At 61.2% G+C, this 20,007-nt stretch carries 11 protein-coding genes; all 11 read right to left on the reverse strand.

The features are described 5' to 3' along the window. The 11 genes from AC3RCM_RS20695 to AC3RCM_RS20745 all read right to left on the reverse strand — a co-directional run bounded on the left by AC3RCM_RS20695 (position 1) and on the right by AC3RCM_RS20745 (position 19,994). Complete coding sequence (locus AC3RCM_RS20695) at positions 1-7,500, reverse strand: SDR family NAD(P)-dependent oxidoreductase (RefSeq protein ID WP_492629111.1); 7,500 nt, start codon at positions 7,498-7,500, stop codon at positions 1-3. 869 nt (positions 7,501-8,369) lie between these two features. Next, positions 8,370-9,251: a glucose-1-phosphate thymidylyltransferase RfbA gene (gene rfbA / locus AC3RCM_RS20700; RefSeq protein WP_492629112.1), complete on the reverse strand. Its 882-nt coding sequence runs from the start codon at positions 9,249-9,251 to the stop codon at positions 8,370-8,372. Further along, positions 9,248-10,153: a dTDP-4-dehydrorhamnose reductase gene (gene rfbD / locus AC3RCM_RS20705; protein WP_198748386.1), complete on the reverse strand. Its 906-nt coding sequence runs from the start codon at positions 10,151-10,153 to the stop codon at positions 9,248-9,250. Before rfbD ends, rfbA begins: the two co-directional genes overlap by 4 nt. Continuing rightward, positions 10,150-11,220, reverse strand: coding sequence for a dTDP-glucose 4,6-dehydratase (gene rfbB, locus AC3RCM_RS20710; RefSeq protein WP_064492624.1), 1,071 nt, complete (start codon positions 11,218-11,220; stop codon positions 10,150-10,152). The genes rfbD and rfbB overlap by 4 nt, the downstream gene beginning before the upstream one ends. Before the next feature lie 169 nt (positions 11,221-11,389). Next, positions 11,390-13,387, reverse strand: coding sequence for a polysaccharide biosynthesis protein (locus AC3RCM_RS20715; RefSeq protein ID WP_492629113.1), 1,998 nt, complete (start codon positions 13,385-13,387; stop codon positions 11,390-11,392). 59 nt (positions 13,388-13,446) lie between these two features. Then, the gene (locus AC3RCM_RS20720) at positions 13,447-14,460 is read right to left on the reverse strand and encodes an MraY family glycosyltransferase (RefSeq protein ID WP_492629114.1); all 1,014 of its coding nucleotides are present in this window, start codon (positions 14,458-14,460) and stop codon (positions 13,447-13,449) included. Beyond that, positions 14,457-15,422 (reverse strand): UDP-glucose 4-epimerase family protein, encoded by a 966-nt coding sequence (locus AC3RCM_RS20725; RefSeq protein WP_492629115.1) that lies wholly within the window; start codon positions 15,420-15,422, stop codon positions 14,457-14,459. Before AC3RCM_RS20725 ends, AC3RCM_RS20720 begins: the two co-directional genes overlap by 4 nt. After that, positions 15,419-16,672: a glycosyltransferase family 4 protein gene (locus AC3RCM_RS20730; protein ID WP_104962911.1), complete on the reverse strand. Its 1,254-nt coding sequence runs from the start codon at positions 16,670-16,672 to the stop codon at positions 15,419-15,421. The genes AC3RCM_RS20725 and AC3RCM_RS20730 overlap by 4 nt, the downstream gene beginning before the upstream one ends. 13 nt (positions 16,673-16,685) lie before the next feature. Beyond that, positions 16,686-17,816: a non-hydrolyzing UDP-N-acetylglucosamine 2-epimerase gene (wecB, locus tag AC3RCM_RS20735; RefSeq protein WP_104962349.1), complete on the reverse strand. Its 1,131-nt coding sequence runs from the start codon at positions 17,814-17,816 to the stop codon at positions 16,686-16,688. Between the two features lie 27 nt (positions 17,817-17,843). Beyond that, positions 17,844-18,956, reverse strand: coding sequence for a UDP-2-acetamido-2,6-beta-L-arabino-hexul-4-ose reductase (gene wbjC, locus AC3RCM_RS20740; RefSeq protein ID WP_104962350.1), 1,113 nt, complete (start codon positions 18,954-18,956; stop codon positions 17,844-17,846). A 3-nt stretch (positions 18,957-18,959) separates the two neighbouring features. Beyond that, entirely contained in the window at positions 18,960-19,994 is a 1,035-nt protein-coding gene (locus AC3RCM_RS20745) for a polysaccharide biosynthesis protein (RefSeq protein ID WP_104962351.1), read from the reverse strand. Positions 19,995-20,007: the final 13 nt, after the last annotated feature.

A 20,007-nucleotide genomic window follows, 5' to 3' on the forward strand; every position in this document is an offset into this window, starting at 1 on the left:
TTAATCAATCAATCGGTTGGGTGCCGCGTTGCTGTCGGCCAAGGCTGCGTTCAACTGCGCCAACTCTTCGGCACTGTGCTCGCTGCCATGGCGGGCAAGCACATTCTGCGCCAGTTGCTCTTCGCCGCTGCCCGCTTCACCACGCAGCAGCTCCAGCAAGCGTGCGGCAAGCTTGTCGATGCTGGAGCTGTCACTCAGCTCCATCACCGGCAGGCGAATACCGAAACGCTCTTCCAGCGCCACTACCAACTCGACGCTCATCAACGAATCGAGCCCCATTTCCTGCAGCGGGCGCTGGGCATCCAGGCGTGCTGGCGGCAGGCGCAAAATCTCGCACACCTCGTGCTTGAGCATGTCTACGAAGCGTTCGAGCAGTTCGCCATCGTCAAGCTCCTCCAGCATGCGCTGGATGTCTTCACCGCCACCTTCATCCTCATGATCGCCGCCATAGGCACGGGCCAGTTCGCTGAAGCGCGGCGTAGTGGCGCTCGGCAGGAAGCGCGCCAGGGCCTTGAAGTCCAGCTCCAGCACGCCGTGGCCGTTATCTCCCTGCAACAGCATGGCCTCAAGCTGTGCCAAGGCGGCCTCGGCCCGCAGCGCCGAGCCCCCCATGCGGCTCTGCAGGGCGTCCTTGATCTGGCTGTTGCGCGCCAGGAAACCGACATCGTCGATGGCGCCCCACAGCACGGCGGTGGCTGCCTGGCCCTGAGCACGACGGTGCCGCGCAAGGGCTTCAAGCCAGTGGTTGGCCGCCACGTAGTTGGCCTGGCCGGGGTTGCCGAACAAGGTGGTGGCCGAGGAGAACATCACGAAGAAGTCCAGCGCCAGGCCCTGGGTCAGCTCATGCAGGTACTGCGCGCCCTTGGCCTTGGGCTCCAGCACGCGACGCAACTGGTCGCCGTTAAGGTTGCGGATCAGGCTGTCGTCAATCACCGTCGCGGCATGCACCAGGCCACGCAGTGGCCATGGGCTGGCGCCAATGCGATCAAACACCCCGCGCAGTTGCTCACGGTCGGTGATGTCGCACGCCACGGCCTGCACATCGATACCTTGGGCGTGCCACAACGCCAGCTGCGGTTGGGCCTCTTCACTGGCCGGGCCACGACGGCCCAGCAACACCAGGTGACGGGCACCTTTGTCGATCAGCCACTGCGCAGTACGCAGGCCAAAGCCACCCAGGCCGCCGGTGACCAGGTAGCTGGCATCGGCGGCAAGCTGCAATGCCCGCACCGGCTGCACACGGGTGTCGACGGTTTGCTGGATGGGGTTGGCGTAAGTCACCACGACCTTGCCAATCTGCCGCGCCTGCTGCATGTAACGGTAGGCCTCGACCACCTGGTTGGCGTCGAACTCGCGGAACGGCAACGGATGCAGGATGCCCTGCTCGAACAGTTCCATCATTTCGGCGAACAGGCGGCGGGTAAGCGCAGGGCGCTCGCTCATCAGCTGGTCAGCGTCGATACCGAAATAGCTGATGTTGTTGCGGAACGGGCGCAAGCCGATACGGGTGTTCTGGTAGAAGTCGCGCTTGCCCAGCTCCAGGAAGCGACCAAACGGCTTCAGCACCTGCAGGTTGCGGTTGATGGCCTCACCGGCCAGCGAATTGAGCACCACGTCCACGCCACGCCCACCGGTGGCCGCCAGCACCTGGTCGGCATAAGCCAGCGAACGGGAGTCGTAGATGTGGCTGACGCCCAGCAGGCGCAGGAAGTCGCGCTTCTCGTCGCTGCCTGCGGTGGCGTGAATTTCTGCGCCCAGCCATTTGGCGATCTGGATGGCAGCAATGCCCACGCCACCGGCAGCGCCGTGGATCAGCACCTTCTCGCCCGGTTCCAGGCGCGCCAGGTGATGCAGCGCGTAGTACACGGTGAAGAAGGTACTCGGAATGGTCGCCGCCGCTTCGAACGACATCCCTTCGGGGATGCGTGCAACGGCGTTGGCGTTGGTGACCAGGCGGTTGGCGAAGCTGCAGGGGCCAAAGCCCACCACACGGTCACCCGGGGCGAAGTCGCCCACTGCCTCGGCGCCTTTGCCCTGCACCACACCGGCAAATTCGAAGCCCAGGGTAGGGCCGGAGAAGCCGTTTTCGATGGCTTCATCCGACAGCAGGCCGAGGGCGAACATCACGTCACGGAAGTTAAGGCCCGTCGCGCGCACCTGAATGTCCAGCTCATCCGCCGCCGGTTGACGCGGCTCACGCACTTCCCAGCGCAGGTTGCGCAGCTGGCCCGGCAGGTCGAAGCCCAGGCACACCCACTGCGCATCGCCCACTGCGCGGCGCGGCTGGTCGGCCAGCACGCGCAGGCGCGGCACGTAGCGACGGCCTTCGGCGTCCAGGGCCAGCTCGGTTTCGCTGTCGGCGTGCAGCAACGCAGGTACCGCCAGCTCGACCGTTGCCGCGTGGGCCAGATCGAGCAGGCGAATACGACAGTTCGGGGATTCGTTGGCCAGGGTACGGCCAAAGCCCCACAACGCCGCGTCGCCGATGGCCGCAACGTCAGCGGCGGTGTCGGCGCTGTGCAGGTGCTCGGCAGCGCCACGGCTGAACAGCCAGCACTGCGGGGCGATCGCCAGCGACTCACAGGCCTGCACCAGCGCGGCCGCTTGCATGCAGCGCTCGGCCTGGCCATCGAGGCCTGTGCCGCTGTCGAAACCGGCCAGGTGCAGCACATGCTCAGGGGGCTGGGCAAAGGCGCCAAGCTGAGCCACCAGCGCCTGGGCGTCACCCGGCTGCAACAGGTCAACCTGCTGGCCCTGGGCGCGCAGTTGCTCTGCCAGGCGCAGGGCAGCGCCCTGCCCGGCTTCGGCGAGTACGGCCCAGCGCTGCACGGCCACGGGTGCAGCAGTGTCGGCACCGGCGGGCTTGTCCGCCAGCAACAGGTAGCTACCACAGGCATTACCCGGCAACGCTTCCAGCGTGCGCAACGCGGTCAGGCCATGCCGCTGCAGCTCATGGCTCCAGAACGCCGGGCCTTGCTGGCGCGACAACGCCTGCTGCGGGCCGGCCAGCCACCAGTCTGGCTGGGCACCGAAGACGAAATCGGCCCAGCGCGCCGGGTACTGCCCAAGCAGCGCCAACTGGCCGTGCGGGTTGAGCCGGCCACTGGCCAGGCGCAGGGCGTCACCCACGGTACCAAGGGGGCCAAAGTCGGTAGGCACCAGCACCCAGTCGAACGTACCGGCGTCGGCCAGTTGCTCCAGGCCAAGTACCTCCAGCGCCGGGCAATCGTCACGCAGGCGCTGCTCAAGCTCAGGCTCGGCGACGCAGTAGGCATAATCGAGGCGATCGAAATTCAGGCCGGCGTACAACAGCTCGGCAAACGAAGCGCCACCGAAGCCGAATTCCAGTACACGCAGGCGCTGGCCCGGCGGCAGTTGCGCCAGGCGCGCGGCCAAGGTCTGGCCAATGCCGCTGAGCAGGTGCTGCTGCCCTGCCGCACCCAGCACCAGGCGCGCCAGGCTGGCGCCGCTGGTTTCGCGCGGTTGCAGGGTGTCGAAGGCCTGGCTGCCATCCAGCAACGCCGACAGATGCCGGCCGATACGGCCTACGGAATGGATAATCTGGAAGTACTCGGGGTAGCTCTTGAACAGCTCTTGCCAGATAGCCTGCGAGGTCGGGCGCTCGCCCTGGTCGACCAGTTGCCAGCTGCCGTCCGCGCTACGCTGCAGGCTGCCGTCGTGCTCGGCATGGCGCAACAGCATCCCCAGGAAGTCGCCCTGGCCCTGCGACCACTGCGCGACCTGCTCGGCACTGATGCGGCCGCCGGCCTGTTCCACCGCATCGAGGACAAAGCTGTTGCACAGCACATCCAGCAGTGGCTCCACTTCATTCAGGTAACGCACCTGTGCCGGCTCGTCGGCCAGGCACTGCAAGGCCTCGACCAGCGGCGAGCAGGCCACGGCTTTACGCTGCACTGGCACAACCGCGCCTGGCGCGGCCTGCCCCACATGGCCCATACGCTTGATGTCGCCACTGCGGTCGTACTGCAGGCGCACGGCACGCATGCGCGCATCCTTGATCGCCAGTACGGCAGCGCCGCTGGCATCGAACAGTGTGAAGTCGACCAGCAGCGAATGTGCGGTGCGCTTGCGCTGGCGCACCTCGGCCAGCACCGGCACACCGCCGGCATTGGTAAAGGCAACGCGCCCAAGCTTGACGGGGATGAACGCCAGGCCATCGTCATGCCCCTGGCGGCTGGCCAGCAGCTCGGTAATCAGCTGGAAGGCACCATCCAGCAGCGCCGGGTGCAGGTGCAGGCTTGCCAGTTCGTGTTCGATGGCAGCAGGCACGACCAACTGAGCCAACACGCGCTCCCCTTCCACCCAGGCTGCGGCCACCGTCTGGTAAGCGGGGCCGTAGTTCAGGCCAACCGCGCAGGTCATTGCCAGGTGCTGCTCGCCGGTGAAGTCTGCCGGGCGGGCTGGCAACGCCGGTGCGCGGGTGTCCAGCAGCACACCGCGCGCTTCGCCCGGCAAGCGTGCGACCACGTGCTGTACCCAGTCTTCGCGTTGCATCAATGTGCGCGAGCTGATGCGCAACGTGCCGTCGGCCTCTTCGACCTGCACGCGCACTTTCTTGATGACCTCGCTGCTCAACAGCAGAGGGTTGTGGATTTCCAGCTCTTCGATATCGACGAACTCGCCCGGCTGGTGCAGTTGCGCCACGGCCAGGGCCAGCTCGGTAAAGCCTGCACCCGGGAACAGTACCGACTCACCCACCTTGTGGTCGGCCAGGGTTGGGTACTGCTGGGTATCCAGGCGGTTTTCCCAGGTCAGCGCCTGGTCTGTTACCGGGTAACCCAGCAACGGGTGCACGCGCTCGTGGCTCAGCGGGCCATAGGCCTCGGCAGTGACCGGCAAGCTGAAATGGTCGTGCTGCCAGGCATAGTTAGGCAGGCGCAGCGGGCGCCCGGTCACCGGGAAGCGTGCCTGCCACTGTGGCTCGACGGCGGCAATCTGCAGGCGGGCTACGGTACGTTCCAGCAGCAGCGGACTGTGGTCGTTGCGCTTGAGGGTGCCAATCACCTGCCCCGGTTGTTCGCACTCAACCAGCACATCGTTGACGTAGCTGCGCAGAATCGCATGCGGGCCCACTTCGACGAACAGGTTAAGGCCATTGCGCACCAAGGCAGCCAGCGCGCCCTGGAACAGCACCGGGAAGCGAATGTTCTGCCACCAGTACTGGCTGTCCAGGCGTTCGCCGTTCAACTGGCCACCGACGACAGTGGAGTAGAACGGGATCTTCGTAGCCTGCGGGCGGATATGCGCGAGGTCGTCGATAACCGCTTGCTTGATCGGGTCCATGGCCGGCGAGTGGAAGGCGTAGTCCAGGTCCAGGCGACGGGCGAATACCTGGCGCTCTTCCAGGGCCGCTTCCAGCAGTGCCAAGGCGTCGACCTCACCGGCCACAGTGGCGCCGCGGGCGCTGTTCTCGCCCGCCACCACCAGGCGGCCATCCAGTTTCAGTTCGGTAATCAGTTGCGCCGTGGCCTCACCCGAGAGGCCGACCGCTGTCATCTTCCCGGTACCACGGGTCAGGCCTTGCAGGCGGCTGCGGTGGTAGATGACCTGGGTGGCGTCCTCCAGGCTCAATGCGCCGCTGGCCCAGGCAGCCGCCACTTCACCCACACTGTGGCCGATCACCGCCACCGGGTGGATGCCTTCGGCAGCCAGCACTTTGGTAACCGCCACTTGCAGGGCAAACAGCGCAGGCTGGGCGATTTCGGTACGTGCATAACGGCCTTCGCCGTTGTCACCCAGCAGCTCGGCGCGCAGCGAGTAGCCCGCCAAGGGCTGGAACAACGCGTCCACTTCATCCACGGCGGCGGCGAACAGCGGCTGGTCGAGCATCGCCCGGCCCATGCCCTGCCATTGCGAGCCGTTGCCGGAGTAGACAAATACCGGTGCCGAGGCGCCGTCCAGAGCCTGGCCGGCCTCCAGCACTGCGCTCAGTTCGCTGAGGGTCGGGTCCTGGGCATAGTCGTCCAGCGCCTGGGCGGCTTCGGCCGCGTTGTCGCAGACCAGCAGCAGGCGGTGGCTGTGTGCATCGCGGCGGAACATCGCCTGGTAGGCCACATCGTAATAGTCGGCCTGGGGCTGCCCGGCCAGGTAGGCGGCAAAGCGTTCAGCGGTTGCGCGCAGGCCTTGTTCGCTCTTGGCACTGAGCAGTAACGGCACGCGCCGGGCGCTGGCCGCTTGCGCTGCCGGCGCCTGTGGCTCGGGGCTTTGCAGGATGACATGGGCGTTGGCGCCACCAAAGCCGAACGAGTTCACCCCCACGGTCAACTGGCCATCGGCCTTGAGCGGAAGGGGCTCGGTGACCACCTGCAGGTTGAGGTCGGCGAACGCGATGTTCGGGTTGAGCGCCTGCACGCCAATGGTAGCGGGCACGGTGCGCTCGGCCAGGCAGTTCAGTGCCTTCATCAGGCCAGCCACGCCAGAGGCGGCTTCAAGGTGCCCGAGGTTGCTCTTCACCGAGCCGATTGGCAGCGGGTTGCCGGCGCCGCGCGCCTGGCCCAGTGCCTCGCCGATGGCGCGGGTTTCGATCGGGTCTCCCACGGCGGTACCGGTGCCGTGGGCCTCCAGGTAGTCCAATTGCTCGGGGGCGATGCCGGCCTGGGCGTAAGCGCGCTTGAGCAACGCCGCCTGGGCCTCGGCATTGGGCAGGGTCAGGCTGGACTTGCGCCCGTCGGTGTTCACTGCACTGGCCGCCACCACCGCCAAAATGGTATTTCCATCGGCCACTGCCTGGTCGTAGTCCTTGAGCAGGAACAACCCGCCGCCTTCGGAGCGGGCGTAACCGTCGCCGTTTTCGTCGAACGACTGGCAGCGCCCGGTACGCGACAGCATGGTCGCCTTGGCGAAGATCATGAAGCCGAACGGGTGCATGTGCAGGCTGATACCGCCCGTTACGGCTTGGTCGACATCACCGCTGAGGATGGCCTGGCACGCCTGGTGGAAGGCCACCAGCGACGACGAGCAGGCGGTATCGATGGCCATGCTCGGGCCACGCAGGTCGTAGAAAAACGACAGGCGGTTGGCCGCGATGCTCATGGTGTTGCCGGTCGCCGTGGCGCCATCGATGGCCGACAGGTCCTCGAGCAGGCGGTAGGACTGCTCGACACCGGCGATGCCCAGGTACACGCCGCAGTTGCTGCCACGCAGGCTGGATGGCTTGACCCCGGCGTTTTCGAAGGTTTCCCAGCACATTTCCAGCAGCATGCGCTGCTGCGGGTCCATCATCGCGGCTTCACGCGGCGAGATGCTGAAGAAGCCAGCGTCGAAAGCGCTGATATCACCCAGGGTGCCTGAGGCGAAGGTGTAGCTGGATGCAGGGCTGGCCTTGTCCGGGTGCAGGAACTCGCGTTTGTTCCAACGCGACGGGTCAACCTGGGTCACCAGGTCGCGGCCCTCCATCAGGTTTTGCCAGAAGCCTGCATTGGAAGAGCCAGGAAAACGGTACGCACAACCAACGATTGCAACCTTTCTACGCTTGATCAAAACCTATTCCTTCAAATCTCATCGGGCACCGTCCCATCCGTCGGACAGCCGGCATGCCTGGCCTGGCCACGAAACTGGCCATTCGTTATATGTCACTGATGATTGTCTGGGTACCTGAAACTGCCATGCACGCAGGGGGCGCAAGACTCATGGTCTGGAACTGGCGTGGGAATGTTCAGATTTGTGTGTGCAGATGATACGCGGGTTGTGGGGGTGGGAAAACCCTGGGGTGAGGGATGGTTCACGGCGTTAGAGCGCGTTTACCCGCGAATTCGGTGGTGGCGGCGACGGTGAATGGCTGATGGGAATTGGCCAGCAGGGGCGGCCCTTTCGCGGGTAAACCCGCTCCTACGGCGGCCCGTGACCACCCGCCGACCTGTGTCCACCACCAGCCTGTGTCCAACCCCGAGGTGTGTCCACCACCAATCTGCGTAGGAGCGGGTTTACCCGCGAATACGGTGGCGGCGGCAACGGTGAACGGCGGGTGGAAATTGGCCAGCAGGCCCGGCCCTTTCGCGGGTAAACCCGCTCCTACACGACGGCCTGTGTCCAACCCCCGAGGTGTGTCCATCACCAATCTGCGTAGGAGCGGGTTTACCCGCGAATACGGTGGTGGCTGCGACGGTGAATGGCGGGTGGGGATTGGCCAGCAGGGCCGGCCCTTTCGCGGGTAAACTCGCTCCTACACGACGGCCCGTGCCCAACCCCCGAGGTGTGTCCACCACCAATCTGCGTAGGAGCGGGTTTACCCGCGAATACGGTAGCGGCGGCAACGGTGAACGGCGGATGGAAATTGGCCAGCAGGCCCAGCCCCTTCGGGGCTTGAACCGCCCGTGGAATGGCGGCCCCGCCCCACCGAGGTTGTTACCTCAATAAACCGTGCCTTGAATCAAACGCAGCAGATACTGGCCATAACCGGTCTTGGCCAGCGGTGCTGCCAGCGTTTCCAACTGTTGGGCATCGATCCACCCCTGCCGGAATGCCACCTCTTCGGGGCAGGCCACCTTCAGCCCTTGCCGCCGCTCGATCGTCGCGATATACCCACTTGCCTCGAGCAACGAGTCATGCGTCCCGGTATCCAGCCAGGCATACCCGCGCCCCATGATCTCTACCGACAAGCGGTGCTGCTCCAGGTACGCGCGGTTCACGTCGGTAATCTCCAGCTCACCACGCGCGGATGGCCGAATGCTTTTGGCAATCTCGATCACGTCGTTGTCGTAGAAGTACAACCCGGTCACGGCATAGTTGGACTTGGGTTTGGCCGGTTTCTCTTCCAGGCTGATGGCATTACCCTGCCCGTCGAATTCGACCACGCCATAACGCTCGGGGTCTTGCACGTGATAGGCGAACACACTGGCGCTGCCCTGGCGGTCCATCGCGTTGCGCAGCAACTGCTGGAAGTCGTGGCCGTAATAGATGTTGTCACCCAGCACCAGCGCGGTGGGGGCGTTGCCGAGGAAGTCTTCGCCAATCAGGAACGCCTGGGCCAGGCCGTCCGGAGATGGCTGCACGGCGTAGGTGATGTTGATGCCCCAGCGGTGGCCGTTGCCCAGCAACTGCTCGAAGCGCGGGGTGTCTTGCGGGGTGGAGATGATCAGGATGTCATGAATGCCCGCCAGCATCAGTGTGGTCAGCGGGTAATAGATCATCGGCTTGTCGTACACCGGCAGCAGTTGCTTGGAAATTGCCAGGGTCGCGGGGTGCAGGCGGGTACCCGCCCCACCCGCCAGAATGATGCCTTTACGCTTCATAGTGGTCCTTTCTCGTGGATTTCCGTCAGCATGCGAGCCACACCCAGGCGCCAATCTGGCAGGGTCAGGGCAAAGGCCTTCTGCAGTTTATGGGTATCGAGACGCGAGTTGGCCGGCCGCATGGCCGCCGTCGGGTAAGCCTCTGTGGTCAAGGGGGTGACGTTCTCGGCATGAGCTTTCAGCGGCACGCCATGGACCGCCGCTTGCTCCAGTACGTAACGGGCATAGCCGCACCAGGTGGTTTCACCCTCAGCGGCCAAGTGGTACAGGCCAGCCAGGGATGGGTTGCGACGGGTGGCGACAATGGCGTGGGCGGTGATGTCGGCGATCAGTTCGGCCCCCGTCGGGGCACCGTGCTGGTCATCGATCACGCCCAGGCTGTCACGCTCCGCAGCCAGGCGCAGCATGGTTTTGGCGAAATTGTTGCCGCGTGCGGCATACACCCAGCAGGTGCGGAAAATCAGGTGCTGGCAACCGGCAGCCTGGATCGCTTGCTCGCCGGCCAGCTTGCTGGCGCCATAGGTATTCAGTGGGTCAACGGCATCGTCTTCGCGCCAGGGCTGGGTGCCCTGCCCCGGGAACACGTAGTCGGTGGAGTAATGTACCAGTAGCGCGCCACATTGGGCGGCAGCGCGGGCCAGCACGCCGACGGCGTCGGCGTTTACCTTGAAGGCTTGCTCACGGTCACTCTCGGCCTTGTCCACGGCAGTGTAGGCCGCCGCATTGACGATGACATCGGGGGCGTAGACACGGACAGTTTCGGCCAGGCCCGGCAAGTTGGCCAGGTCGCCACAGTACGCCTGGCTGCGGGCGTTCAGCGCCAGCAACTGCCCCAGTGGGGCCAGGCTGCGTTGCAGCTCCCATCCTACCTGACCGTCCTTGCCCAGCAGCAGCACCTTCATGCAGAACGCCCTGCGTAGTTTTTTTCTACCCAGTCGCGGTAACTGCCAGACTGCACGTTCTGCACCCAGTCCTGGTTGTCGAGGTACCAGGCCACGGTTTTGCGGATGCCGGTTTCGAACGTTTCCGCAGGCTTCCAGCCAAGCTCCTGCTCCAGCTTGCGGGCATCGATGGCGTAACGGCGGTCGTGACCTGGACGGTCGCTTACGTAGGTGATCTGTTCGGCGTAGGGCTTGCCGTCGGCGCGTGGGCGCAGTTCGTCCAGCAGCGCGCATACGCGGTTGACGATGTCCAGGTTGGGCTTTTCATTCCAGCCGCCGACGTTGTACACCTCACCGGCTTTGCCGGCCTCCAGTACGCGGCGGATGGCGCTGCAGTGGTCCTTTACGTACAACCAGTCGCGAATCTGCTGACCGTCGCCATACACCGGCAGTGGCTTGCCGGCCAGGGCGTTGACGATCATCAGCGGGATGAGCTTTTCCGGGAAGTGATAAGGGCCGTAATTGTTCGAGCAATTGGTGGTCAGCACCGGCAGGCCGTAGGTGTGGTAGTACGAACGCACCAAGTGGTCGCTGGCAGCCTTGCTGGCCGAGTACGGGCTGTTAGGCTGGTACTGGTGGGTTTCAGTGAAAGCCGGTTCATCGGCAGTCAGAGAGCCATACACTTCGTCGGTAGACACATGCAGGAAGCGGAATGCCTGCCGCGCCGGCTCATCAAGGCTGCCCCAGTATGCACGCGCGGCTTCCAGCAACTGGAACGTGCCGACGACGTTGGTTTCGATGAAGGCTTGCGGGCCATGGATCGAGCGGTCGACGTGAGACTCGGCGGCAAAGTTGATGATGGCGCGGGGCTGATGGGCATTCAGTAATTCCGCGACCAGCCGGCTATCGGCAATGTCACCGTGCACGAAGATATGGCGCTTGTCGCCCTGCAGGCTGCTCAGGGTCTGCAGGTTGCCTGCATAGGTGAGTTTGTCCAGGTTGACCACGGGTTCGTCATCGCCGGCCAGCCAGTCCAAAACGAAGTTCGCCCCGATAAAGCCTGCACCGCCGGTTACCAGAATGGTCATGTTTGTCTGCTTCCGTTGTCAGGGTCTGCGCTTCCACTTTCAGGATTCTAGCCTGTCGGCGGTTGATTCGAGAGCGAAGACGATGGCAACGTGACATTCAGGCTGGAATGGCGGAGATACAGGGGCCGCGCTGCGGCCCTGTGGAAGCAGGTTTACCTGCAAAGCAAGGTCAAGGCTCCAGGCGCCGCTGCTGGTAAATCCAGTCGACAATCTCGCCTTCCGGCGAATAGCCGCTCACGGTTTCGCGCAGTAACTGCCGTACCCGCACAAAGTCATCAACCGCCGCTGCCGCCATCAGCTGCCGCAGGAACTCCTTGAGCGTATCCCAGGGCAGGAAGTCTTCGTTGGCACTCATGATCATCGGGTGACGGGTCGCAATGACGTTATCGCCGATCAGCAACTCTTCATACAGCTTTTCCCCCGGGCGCAACCCGGTGAACTCGATGGCAATATCACCCATCGGGTTACGCTCGGAGCGCACACTGAAGCCAGACAGGTGAATCATCTTCTCGGCCAGTTCCACAATTTTCACCGGCTCGCCCATGTCCAGCACGAACACATCGCCACCCTTGCCCATGGAACCAGCCTGAATTACCAGCTGCGCGGCCTCGGGAATGGTCATGAAGTAGCGGGTGATCTTGGGGTGGGTGACGGTAAGCGGGCCGCCCGCCTTGATCTGCTTGTGGAACAGCGGAATCACCGACCCCGATGAGCCCAGCACGTTACCGAAGCGCACCATGGTGAAGCGGGTCTTGTTCACCTGCGAAACGTTGCTGCTGTCGCCAAACAGCACCGGCGCCACTTCACGGCTCAGCGCCTGCAGGGTCATCTCGGCCAAGCGCTTGGTGCTGCCCATCACATTGGTCGGGCGCACGGCCTTGTCGGTGGAAATCAGCACGAAGTTGGCAACCCCGGCCTGCAACGCGGCCTGGGCAGTGTGCAGTGTGCCGATGACATTATTCATCAGGCCTTCGGTGATGTTGTGCTCCACCATCGGCACGTGCTTATAGGCGGCTGCGTGATAGACAGTGTCGACGTGCCAGGTGCGCATGATGTCCAGAAGCTGGGACTGGTTGCGCACCGAGCCCAGGATGGGTATCAGGCTGACCGTAAGGGATTCACGGGCAACACGCTGCTCCAGCTCGGAGAGGATGCTGTAGAGGTTGAATTCACTGTGATCGAAAAGCAGCAAGTACTTGGGCGTCTGCCCCAAAATCTGCCGGCAAAGCTCTGAACCAATGGAACCACCAGCCCCGGTCACCAACACCGTTTGCTCGGTAATGCAGCGCTCCAGGAGGTCAGCCTGGGCAGGCACTGTATCCCGCCCCAGCAAGTCGCCAATGTCGACCTCCTGAATATCATCGACTTTCACCCGGCCGCTGGCCAAGTCCATGATGCCCGGCACACTGCGAACATGGAGCGGATAGCCTTCCAGGAAGTTGAGAATCTCCCTGCGACGGGTGCGCGTTGATGAAGGGATGGCCAGCAGAATTTCCTGGGCCCCCGTCACGTTGATCATCTGGTCAAGTTGCTCTGGACGGTAGACCTGCAGCCCTGCAATCACGCGATCACTGATACTGGGATCGTCATCGATGAACGCCACAGGGCGCATGGCCCGGTCCATGCGCAAGGCAGCCACCAGCTGGTTACCGGCGGCACCTGCACCATAGATGGCGACTTTGGGCAGGCCATCGTCACGTTGGGCGAACGGTACATGTTGCGCGGCTGCGGCAAACCAGTCGCCCAGGAAGTACTGGCGCATGGCCAGGCGCAGCCCGCCGATCATGATCAGGCTGAGCCACCAGTAGTTGAAGGTGATTGAGCGTGGCACGACGTTCTGGTGGTTGCTGGCCCAATAAATGATGAACCCCAGAAGCAGCGCGGACAGCGTAACGGCCTTGATGATGGCAATCAGAGCGTCGTTGCCGAAGTAGCGCATGACCGCGCGGTACAGACCAAAACGAATGAACAGCGGGATGGACACAACCGGGGCACACAGGAACAACCACGAGTGGTCGATGATGGGGTTGGCCAGCTCTTCGATACCGAGACGCACCACAAACGCCATCCACAGAGCGACCCATATCAACACGATATCGGTCAGCACCTGCAACATGCGCTTGTGCCGACGAGGCAGAGCAAGCAGTTTTTTTCGCACTATTCCCATAACCCCTCTAAATGCCTTCCATTTGTCAACCGACAATCCGTTGTCCCATTACTCTAGTGTCAATTTTCCAGGTCGCCCGCACGGTACCGTATCGCCAGCAATATCAATGGCACATAGGCCAGCACCACCCCCACCGCGCCATCCAGGCCCAACTGGGCAACACAATATGCAATAGGCAGCAACCAGCAGACATTGAGGGCAGCTACCGCGACAGTAACCGGCAGGTGCTTGCCGTAAGCGCGCGAGGCAAATTGATAAGCATGGCTGCGGTGAGCCTCGTAGACCTTGTCGCCGCGCAGCAAACGCCTCACAAGGGTATAGGTTGCATCAACAATGAATACCCCCAGCAAAATCAGCCAGCACCAAAACATGGGGGGGGACACCCACGCTGCCTGTAGCGAAAGCCCGCCCAGCACAATGCCGATGAACCCGCTGCCTGCATCCCCCATGAAAATCTTCGCAGGAGGAAAGTTCCAGTAAAGAAAGCCTGATACCGACGCTGCCAGCAGCAACGGCAACACAGCGGTACCGCCGAGGCCTGCGAGCCAGTAAAGCCACGCCGCGCCAAGGCACGCGGTAATGGCTTCGACGCTGGCAATGCCGTCAATACCATCCATGAAGTTGTACAGGTTAAGCAACCACACCAGATAGAAAGCAGCCAGCAGCCCCCCAAACCAGCCCAGATCCAGCGTCCAGCCAAACATTACCAGTGGTGGCAGCCCACCCAGCCAACCAAGCATCCAGGCAGCCGCAACGAAGTGCCCGAGCAGTCGCCAGCGAGCAGCAATATGCCCATGGTCATCCATGAAACCAATGACCGCGATCAATACCCCTGCCCCCCCCACCGCCAGCAGCGTATTGATCTGTTCGGTACCTGACAGCATGAGGCCAATCATGGCAAGCAGGAACGTCAGAACAATAGCCACGCCGCCGCCCCTTGGTGTGGGGACTGTATGCGAGCTACGTGCATTGGGCACGTCCATGACACTGCGTGCCAGCGCATAGCGGCGCAAGCCCGCTGTCATCAAGAGTGACATAATCAATATGGCCGGAAGAAACCACAAAAGCATCATTTCTTATCGTATTCCTGATAGTGCCTGGCGGCAGCTTGAAGCGCAGTATCCACCTTTACCGGGGGGCACCAGCCGAGCAAATCGCGTGTTTTCTTGATATCCACCTGCAACGACCCACATAGGCGCTGAGATAAACTACCTTTGCCGAGCGCTTTGGCACCAGCACTCAGCAAGCCTGCCGGTACCGGCAGCAATCGCGCCGGTCTGCCCAGCGCCTTCGCCATACGCCGCAGCAACTCGGTAGTGGAAAGGTCCTCTCCATCACTGACCAAAAACACCTGGTTGGCTGCCGCCTCATGACCAATGCACGTGACAACCAAGTCCACCAGATTCTCCAGAGCTACCAGGCTTCGTCGATTGTGTATGGCCCCAAACGGCAGAGGGATGCCTCGGTCGAGCCAGCGCATCATATTAAGGAAGTTGGCCTTTACACCTGGCCCGTACACCAGCACCGGGCGCACGATCACCACCTCAAGGCCAGATTCCCTTGCGAGCGCCTGCAAGGCCATTTCAGCCTCCAGCTTTGAAACGCCATACGGATCTTGCGGCAGCGGGGTGTCATTGGCGGAATAAGGTCTACCAGGCAGGGTACCTTCACCGTTCACTTTGATCGAACTGATGAACACAAACCGTTTAACCCCTGCCGCAATGGCTTGGCGGGCCAGTGCCAATGTCCCTTCTACGTTGACTCTTCTGAAGGCTGCTAACGGGTCGGCCTCGGTGTCATTCATCACATGAACACGCGCTGCGCTATGGACCACAACATCACACTCTGTCAGTGCTCCCCCCCAATCGTTATCTTGTTCGAACGACTGGAACAGTACGCTCCGTACCAACGGAGACGGCGCTGCACTCCCCCGCCTGACAGCAGCAGTCACGGGGGTCCCATCAGCCACGAGCCTGCGCAAAATTGCACTCCCGACGAAGCCGCTGGCTCCGGTGAGAAAAACCTTGTGGCTCATCGTCCTGACCTTCTCATAGTGGCGTTGCTAAAAAGGCGTTCCAGTCGCGTCAACAGCGCAGGCCGAGCGAACTCCTGTTCGTAATATTGCCGCCCTGCCGTGCCCATCTGCTGGCGTTGTGCCGCAGTTAGCTCCGCCAGCTGCCGGGTAATATTGGCCAACCCGCCGCCATTTCCCGATTCGCAGGCGAACCCTGCCCCAGACGACTCGATCACGCGCGCGGCTTCCCCGTTGATCATGCCGAGTATCGGGCGGCCGGATGCCAGGTATGCCTGAACCTTGCCGGGAATAGTCTTCTCGAAGACGTCATTGGTCCGCAGGGACACCAGCAAAGCATCAGCCTGTGCAAACAGCGGCGGCATTTCTTCCAACGGATGTCGTCCGAGCAGCAAAATGTTGTCCAGCCCTCGGCTGCGTACCTGCTCCTCGAGCCAGCTACTCATACGACCATCCCCAACGATCACCCAACGCACCGAAACCTGGCTACGCAACACCTCTGCAGCATCGAGAATTGCTGGAAAATCCTGTGCTTCCCCCAAGTTACCGGCAAACACCACGGTGAACGTCGCATCATCGGGTTTAATCAGCTTCGAAGTCTCAAGCACCTGAGCCGAAAAATCATCTTCGGCCCAGCTTGGGAAGTACACTAGGCGATCTGCATCGATGGGCTTTGTGCAATAACGGCGCACGTTGTCGAAAAAGCCGTGAGACTGCAACAATAGGTAATCGGTGCGGTTGTAGATCCAGGAAACAGCCAAACCCACCAGTTCCAACACTTTGGGATTGTGGATGACATTCACCGCGCGCAGCGTTTCCGGCCACAAGTCGAGCACCCAGATGAACAACGGCGCGCGCTTCAAACGGCGAAGCACCACTGCGGGAATCGCGGCAAGAATCGGCGACACCGCATAAACAAATATGGCATCGAACTGTTTTCCTCTGAGCTTGAGTGGCCCCAGCACAGATGCCGATAGCACGAATGAAAGGTAGTTTAGTATCAACTGGATACTGCGCTTGCCACGGGGTACCAGTGGCACCCTGACGACTTCGGCCCCTTCGTAGTTATAGAACTGGTCAGGATTATCCTTGTATCGCTGGAAAACTTTGCCCTCGGGGTAGTTTGGCCACCCCGTCAGCACCGTGACTTCGTGGCCCTTTTCCGTGAGGTCACGAACCATGTCATTGATACGCATGTTCTCTGGCCAGAAGTACTGACTGACCACCAGCACCTTCAGTTTCTTCTCGGGTATGCCTTCCACAGGTTCAGTACCGTTTCCATACTGTGCGGTTAACGTAGTCGGTGTAGCTGTGAACGATACGCACCACCTTGTCCGAAACGTTCGGCATGCTGTAATCGGCCACCAATCGCAGGCTGCGCTGCTCGCCGCGCAATTGGCTTTCGAGAATGCTCAGCCCCTGCAGAATCCGCTCGGCATCAAGTCCGACCATCATCGCAGCCGCTTCCTCCATGCCTTCAGGGCGCTCATGAGCCTCACGGATATTCAAGGCTGGGAAGTTGAGTATCGACGCCTCTTCGTTGATGGTGCCGCTGTCGGACAGCACCGCCTTGGAGGTGAGTTGCAGCTTGTTGTAATCCTTGAAACCCAAGGGCTTCAGCAAGCGTACATTGGCATGGAACGTAACCCCCATCACGTCGACGCGCTTTTGGGTGCGGGGGTGGGTAGAAACAATAACTGGCAAATCAAATTGTTCGGCAACGGTATTGAGTGCATCGACCAACTTGAGGAAGTTTTTGTCGGAATCGATGTTTTCTTCGCGGTGCGCGCTGACCACAAAGAACTTACCCGCCTCAAGCCCAAGCCGCTCAAGCACATCGGACGCCTCAATACCGTCGCGGTAATGGTTGAGCACTTCGAACATCGGGCTACCGGTCTTGATGACGCGATCGGCTGGTAGGCCTTCGCGTAACAGGTAGTCACGCGCGATGGTGCTGTAGGTAAGGTTGATGTCAGCGGTATGGTCCACGATGCGGCGGTTGATCTCTTCGGGCACGCGCATGTCGAAACAACGGTTGCCAGCTTCCATGTGGAAGGTAGGGATCTTACGCCGCTTGGCCGAGATCACAGCCATGCAGCTGTTGGTGTCGCCCAGCACCAGCAAAGCCTCTGGATTAACCTCAGCCAGCACACGATCCACCGCAATGATCACATTACCGATGGTTTCGGCGCCGGAAGCACCTGCTGCGTTCAGGAAGTGATCCGGCTTACGAATGCCCAGATCCTGGAAAAAAATCTCGTTCAGTTCGTAGTCGTAATTCTGCCCGGTGTGCACCAGCACATGTTCACAGTGTTCATCGAGCGCACTCAGGACCCTAGACAAGCGAATGATTTCTGGACGTGTTCCAACAACGGTGACGATTTTGAGCTTTTTCATACAATTCTCATTCCTAGCCCAGCCGGGTCAAGGGCAGACCGGCAGTGCATAGGTGTCTGGGTGTTCACGGTCAAAGATTTCATTGGCCCAAAGCATGACGATCATCTCGTCATCACCGATATTGGTGATGTCATGGGTCCAGCCTGGTACCGTCTCGACAATGGTCGGCGACTCACCGCTGGTCTGCAGCTCGTAAAACTCGCCTGTCACTACCTGACGGAAGCGGAAGTTAGCCTTGCCTTTGATGACTAGGAACTTCTCGGTTTTCGAGTGATGATAGTGACCGCCACGTGTAATGCCTGGGTGTGCCGTAAAGTAGGAAAACTGCCCGGCTTCGGGGGTTTTGAGCATTTCTACGAAAACGCCACGCGGGTCGCCGTACTTGGGTACCTCATAGGTGAATGCAGATGGCGGCAGGTAGCTCAGATAAGTGGAGTACAGCGCTCTGACCAGACCCACGCCCACGTTCTCGGTAACCAGGGTGGCACGGCTGTCACGGAAGCGGCGTATCTGCTTCGCTAACTCGCCTACGGTAGTGCTGTAGATCGGTTCGACCTCTACCAGGCCGCTGTTCGGCACCTCTCCATCCATGATGGCGAGAAATTTGCTGACTACATCATCTACATAAACCAGGTTCAATGCTGCAGATTCGTCGTGAATCTGGATAGGTAGGTCGTGGGAAATGTTATGGCAGAAGGTCGCAACGGCCGAGTTGTAGTTCGGTCGTGCCCATTTCCCGAATACGTTGGGCAACCGGAAGATGTAAACCGGGCTTTCGCTCTGCTGGCCCAAGGTCGTCAAAGCCCGCTCAGCCGCGAGCTTGCTGACACCATATGGATTGTCACGCTCCGCCTGAATGGATGACGAGTACACCACCGGTATCTTGCGCCCGGAAGCCTTGACTGCATCACATAGCTGCTGAGTCAGTTCGCTGTTGCCGCTGTCGAACTCCGCGGGGTCCTGGGGGCGATTTACACCTGCCAGATGGAAGATGCAATCCGCTTCGGCGACCTTGCGGTTCAAGGTGCCCAGGTCATCGCCGCGGACAAACAAAGTCACCTCGATGTTCTTACGTTCCTTGAGGTGAACCAGCAGGTTGCGCGCGATAAAGCCATTGCCGCCGGTAACCAGAACCTTCATCACTCATTCCTCCGGAGTAGCATGTTCGCCACGCTGAATGGCCTGAATGAATTCGAGCTTGAGCAGCAATGCTTGCATGCCTATAACGTCTAGGCGTTCAGTGTTGTGCGAATTGTAATCTTCAGTCCTTGAGATCTTCTCTTCACCTTGCTCAACGAACTTGCTGTAGTTTAGATCGCGCAGGTCTGGCGGTACCCGGAAGTAGTTGCCCATGTCATCGGCACAGGCCATCTCCTCACGACTGAGCAGGGCCTCGTAGAGTTTTTCACCATGACGGGTACCGATAACCTGCACAGGGTGCTCGGGCTTGCCAAGCAGCGAGGTCAATGCAATGGCCAAGGTTTCGACCGTCGCAGCAGGCGCTTTCTGTACGAACAGGTCACCGTTGTTACCGTGCTCGAAGGCATACAGAACCAGGTCCACAGCGTCAGCCAGCGTCATCATGAAACGAGTCATGTTCGGGTCTGTGATCGACAATGACTTGCCTGCGCGAACCTGCTCGACGAATAGCGGAATCACCGACCCGCGCGATGCCATGACATTGCCGTAGCGGGTACCGCAAATGACCGTTTTGGTCTGGTCGAGGTTGCGCGACTTTGCCACCATGACCTTTTCCATCATGGCTTTGGAAATACCCATGGCATTGATCGGATATACCGCTTTGTCGGTACTGAGGCAGACCACACGCTGTACTTCGTTCTGGATCGCTGCCTCAAGGACGTTCTCGGTGCCGAGGACGTTGGTCTTCACAGCCTCCATCGGGTGGAACTCGCAGGAAGGTACCTGCTTCAACGCGGCAGCGTGGAAGATATAGTCGACCCCTCGCGTGGCGTTCAGCACGCTCTGGTAATCGCGAACATCGCCGATGTAAAACTTCAACTTGGCGCTGTCGTAGCGCTTGCGCATATCGTCCTGCTTCTTTTCGTCGCGGCTGAAAACTCGCACTTCAGCAATATCGCTATCGAGAAACCGCTTGAGCACAGCGTTGCCAAAAGACCCCGTGCCACCGGTGATGAGGAGCTTCTTACCTTTGAACATATGATCTGACCCT

The sequence above is a fragment of the Pseudomonas sp. GW823-FHT05G12 genome, from assembly GCF_058795575.1.

Bases quoted from the DNA above. Each gene is read 5' to 3' on its own strand.
- rfbA (WP_492629112.1), bottom strand. From the start codon at position 9,251: ATGAAGCGTAAAGGCATCATTCTGGCGGGTGGGGCGGGTACCCGCCTG.
- rfbD (WP_198748386.1), bottom strand. From the start codon at position 10,153: ATGAAGGTGCTGCTGCTGGGCAAGGACGGTCAGGTAGGATGGGAGCTG.
- rfbB (WP_064492624.1), bottom strand. From the start codon at position 11,220: ATGACCATTCTGGTAACCGGCGGTGCAGGCTTTATCGGGGCGAACTTC.
- AC3RCM_RS20715 (WP_492629113.1), bottom strand. From the start codon at position 13,387: ATGGGAATAGTGCGAAAAAAACTGCTTGCTCTGCCTCGTCGGCACAAG.
- AC3RCM_RS20720 (WP_492629114.1), bottom strand. From the start codon at position 14,460: ATGATGCTTTTGTGGTTTCTTCCGGCCATATTGATTATGTCACTCTTG.
- AC3RCM_RS20725 (WP_492629115.1), bottom strand. From the start codon at position 15,422: ATGAGCCACAAGGTTTTTCTCACCGGAGCCAGCGGCTTCGTCGGGAGT.
- wecB (WP_104962349.1), bottom strand. From the start codon at position 17,816: ATGAAAAAGCTCAAAATCGTCACCGTTGTTGGAACACGTCCAGAAATC.
- wbjC (WP_104962350.1), bottom strand. From the start codon at position 18,956: ATGAAGGTTCTGGTTACCGGCGGCAATGGCTTTATCGCGCGCAACCTG.
- AC3RCM_RS20745 (WP_104962351.1), bottom strand. From the start codon at position 19,994: ATGTTCAAAGGTAAGAAGCTCCTCATCACCGGTGGCACGGGGTCTTTT.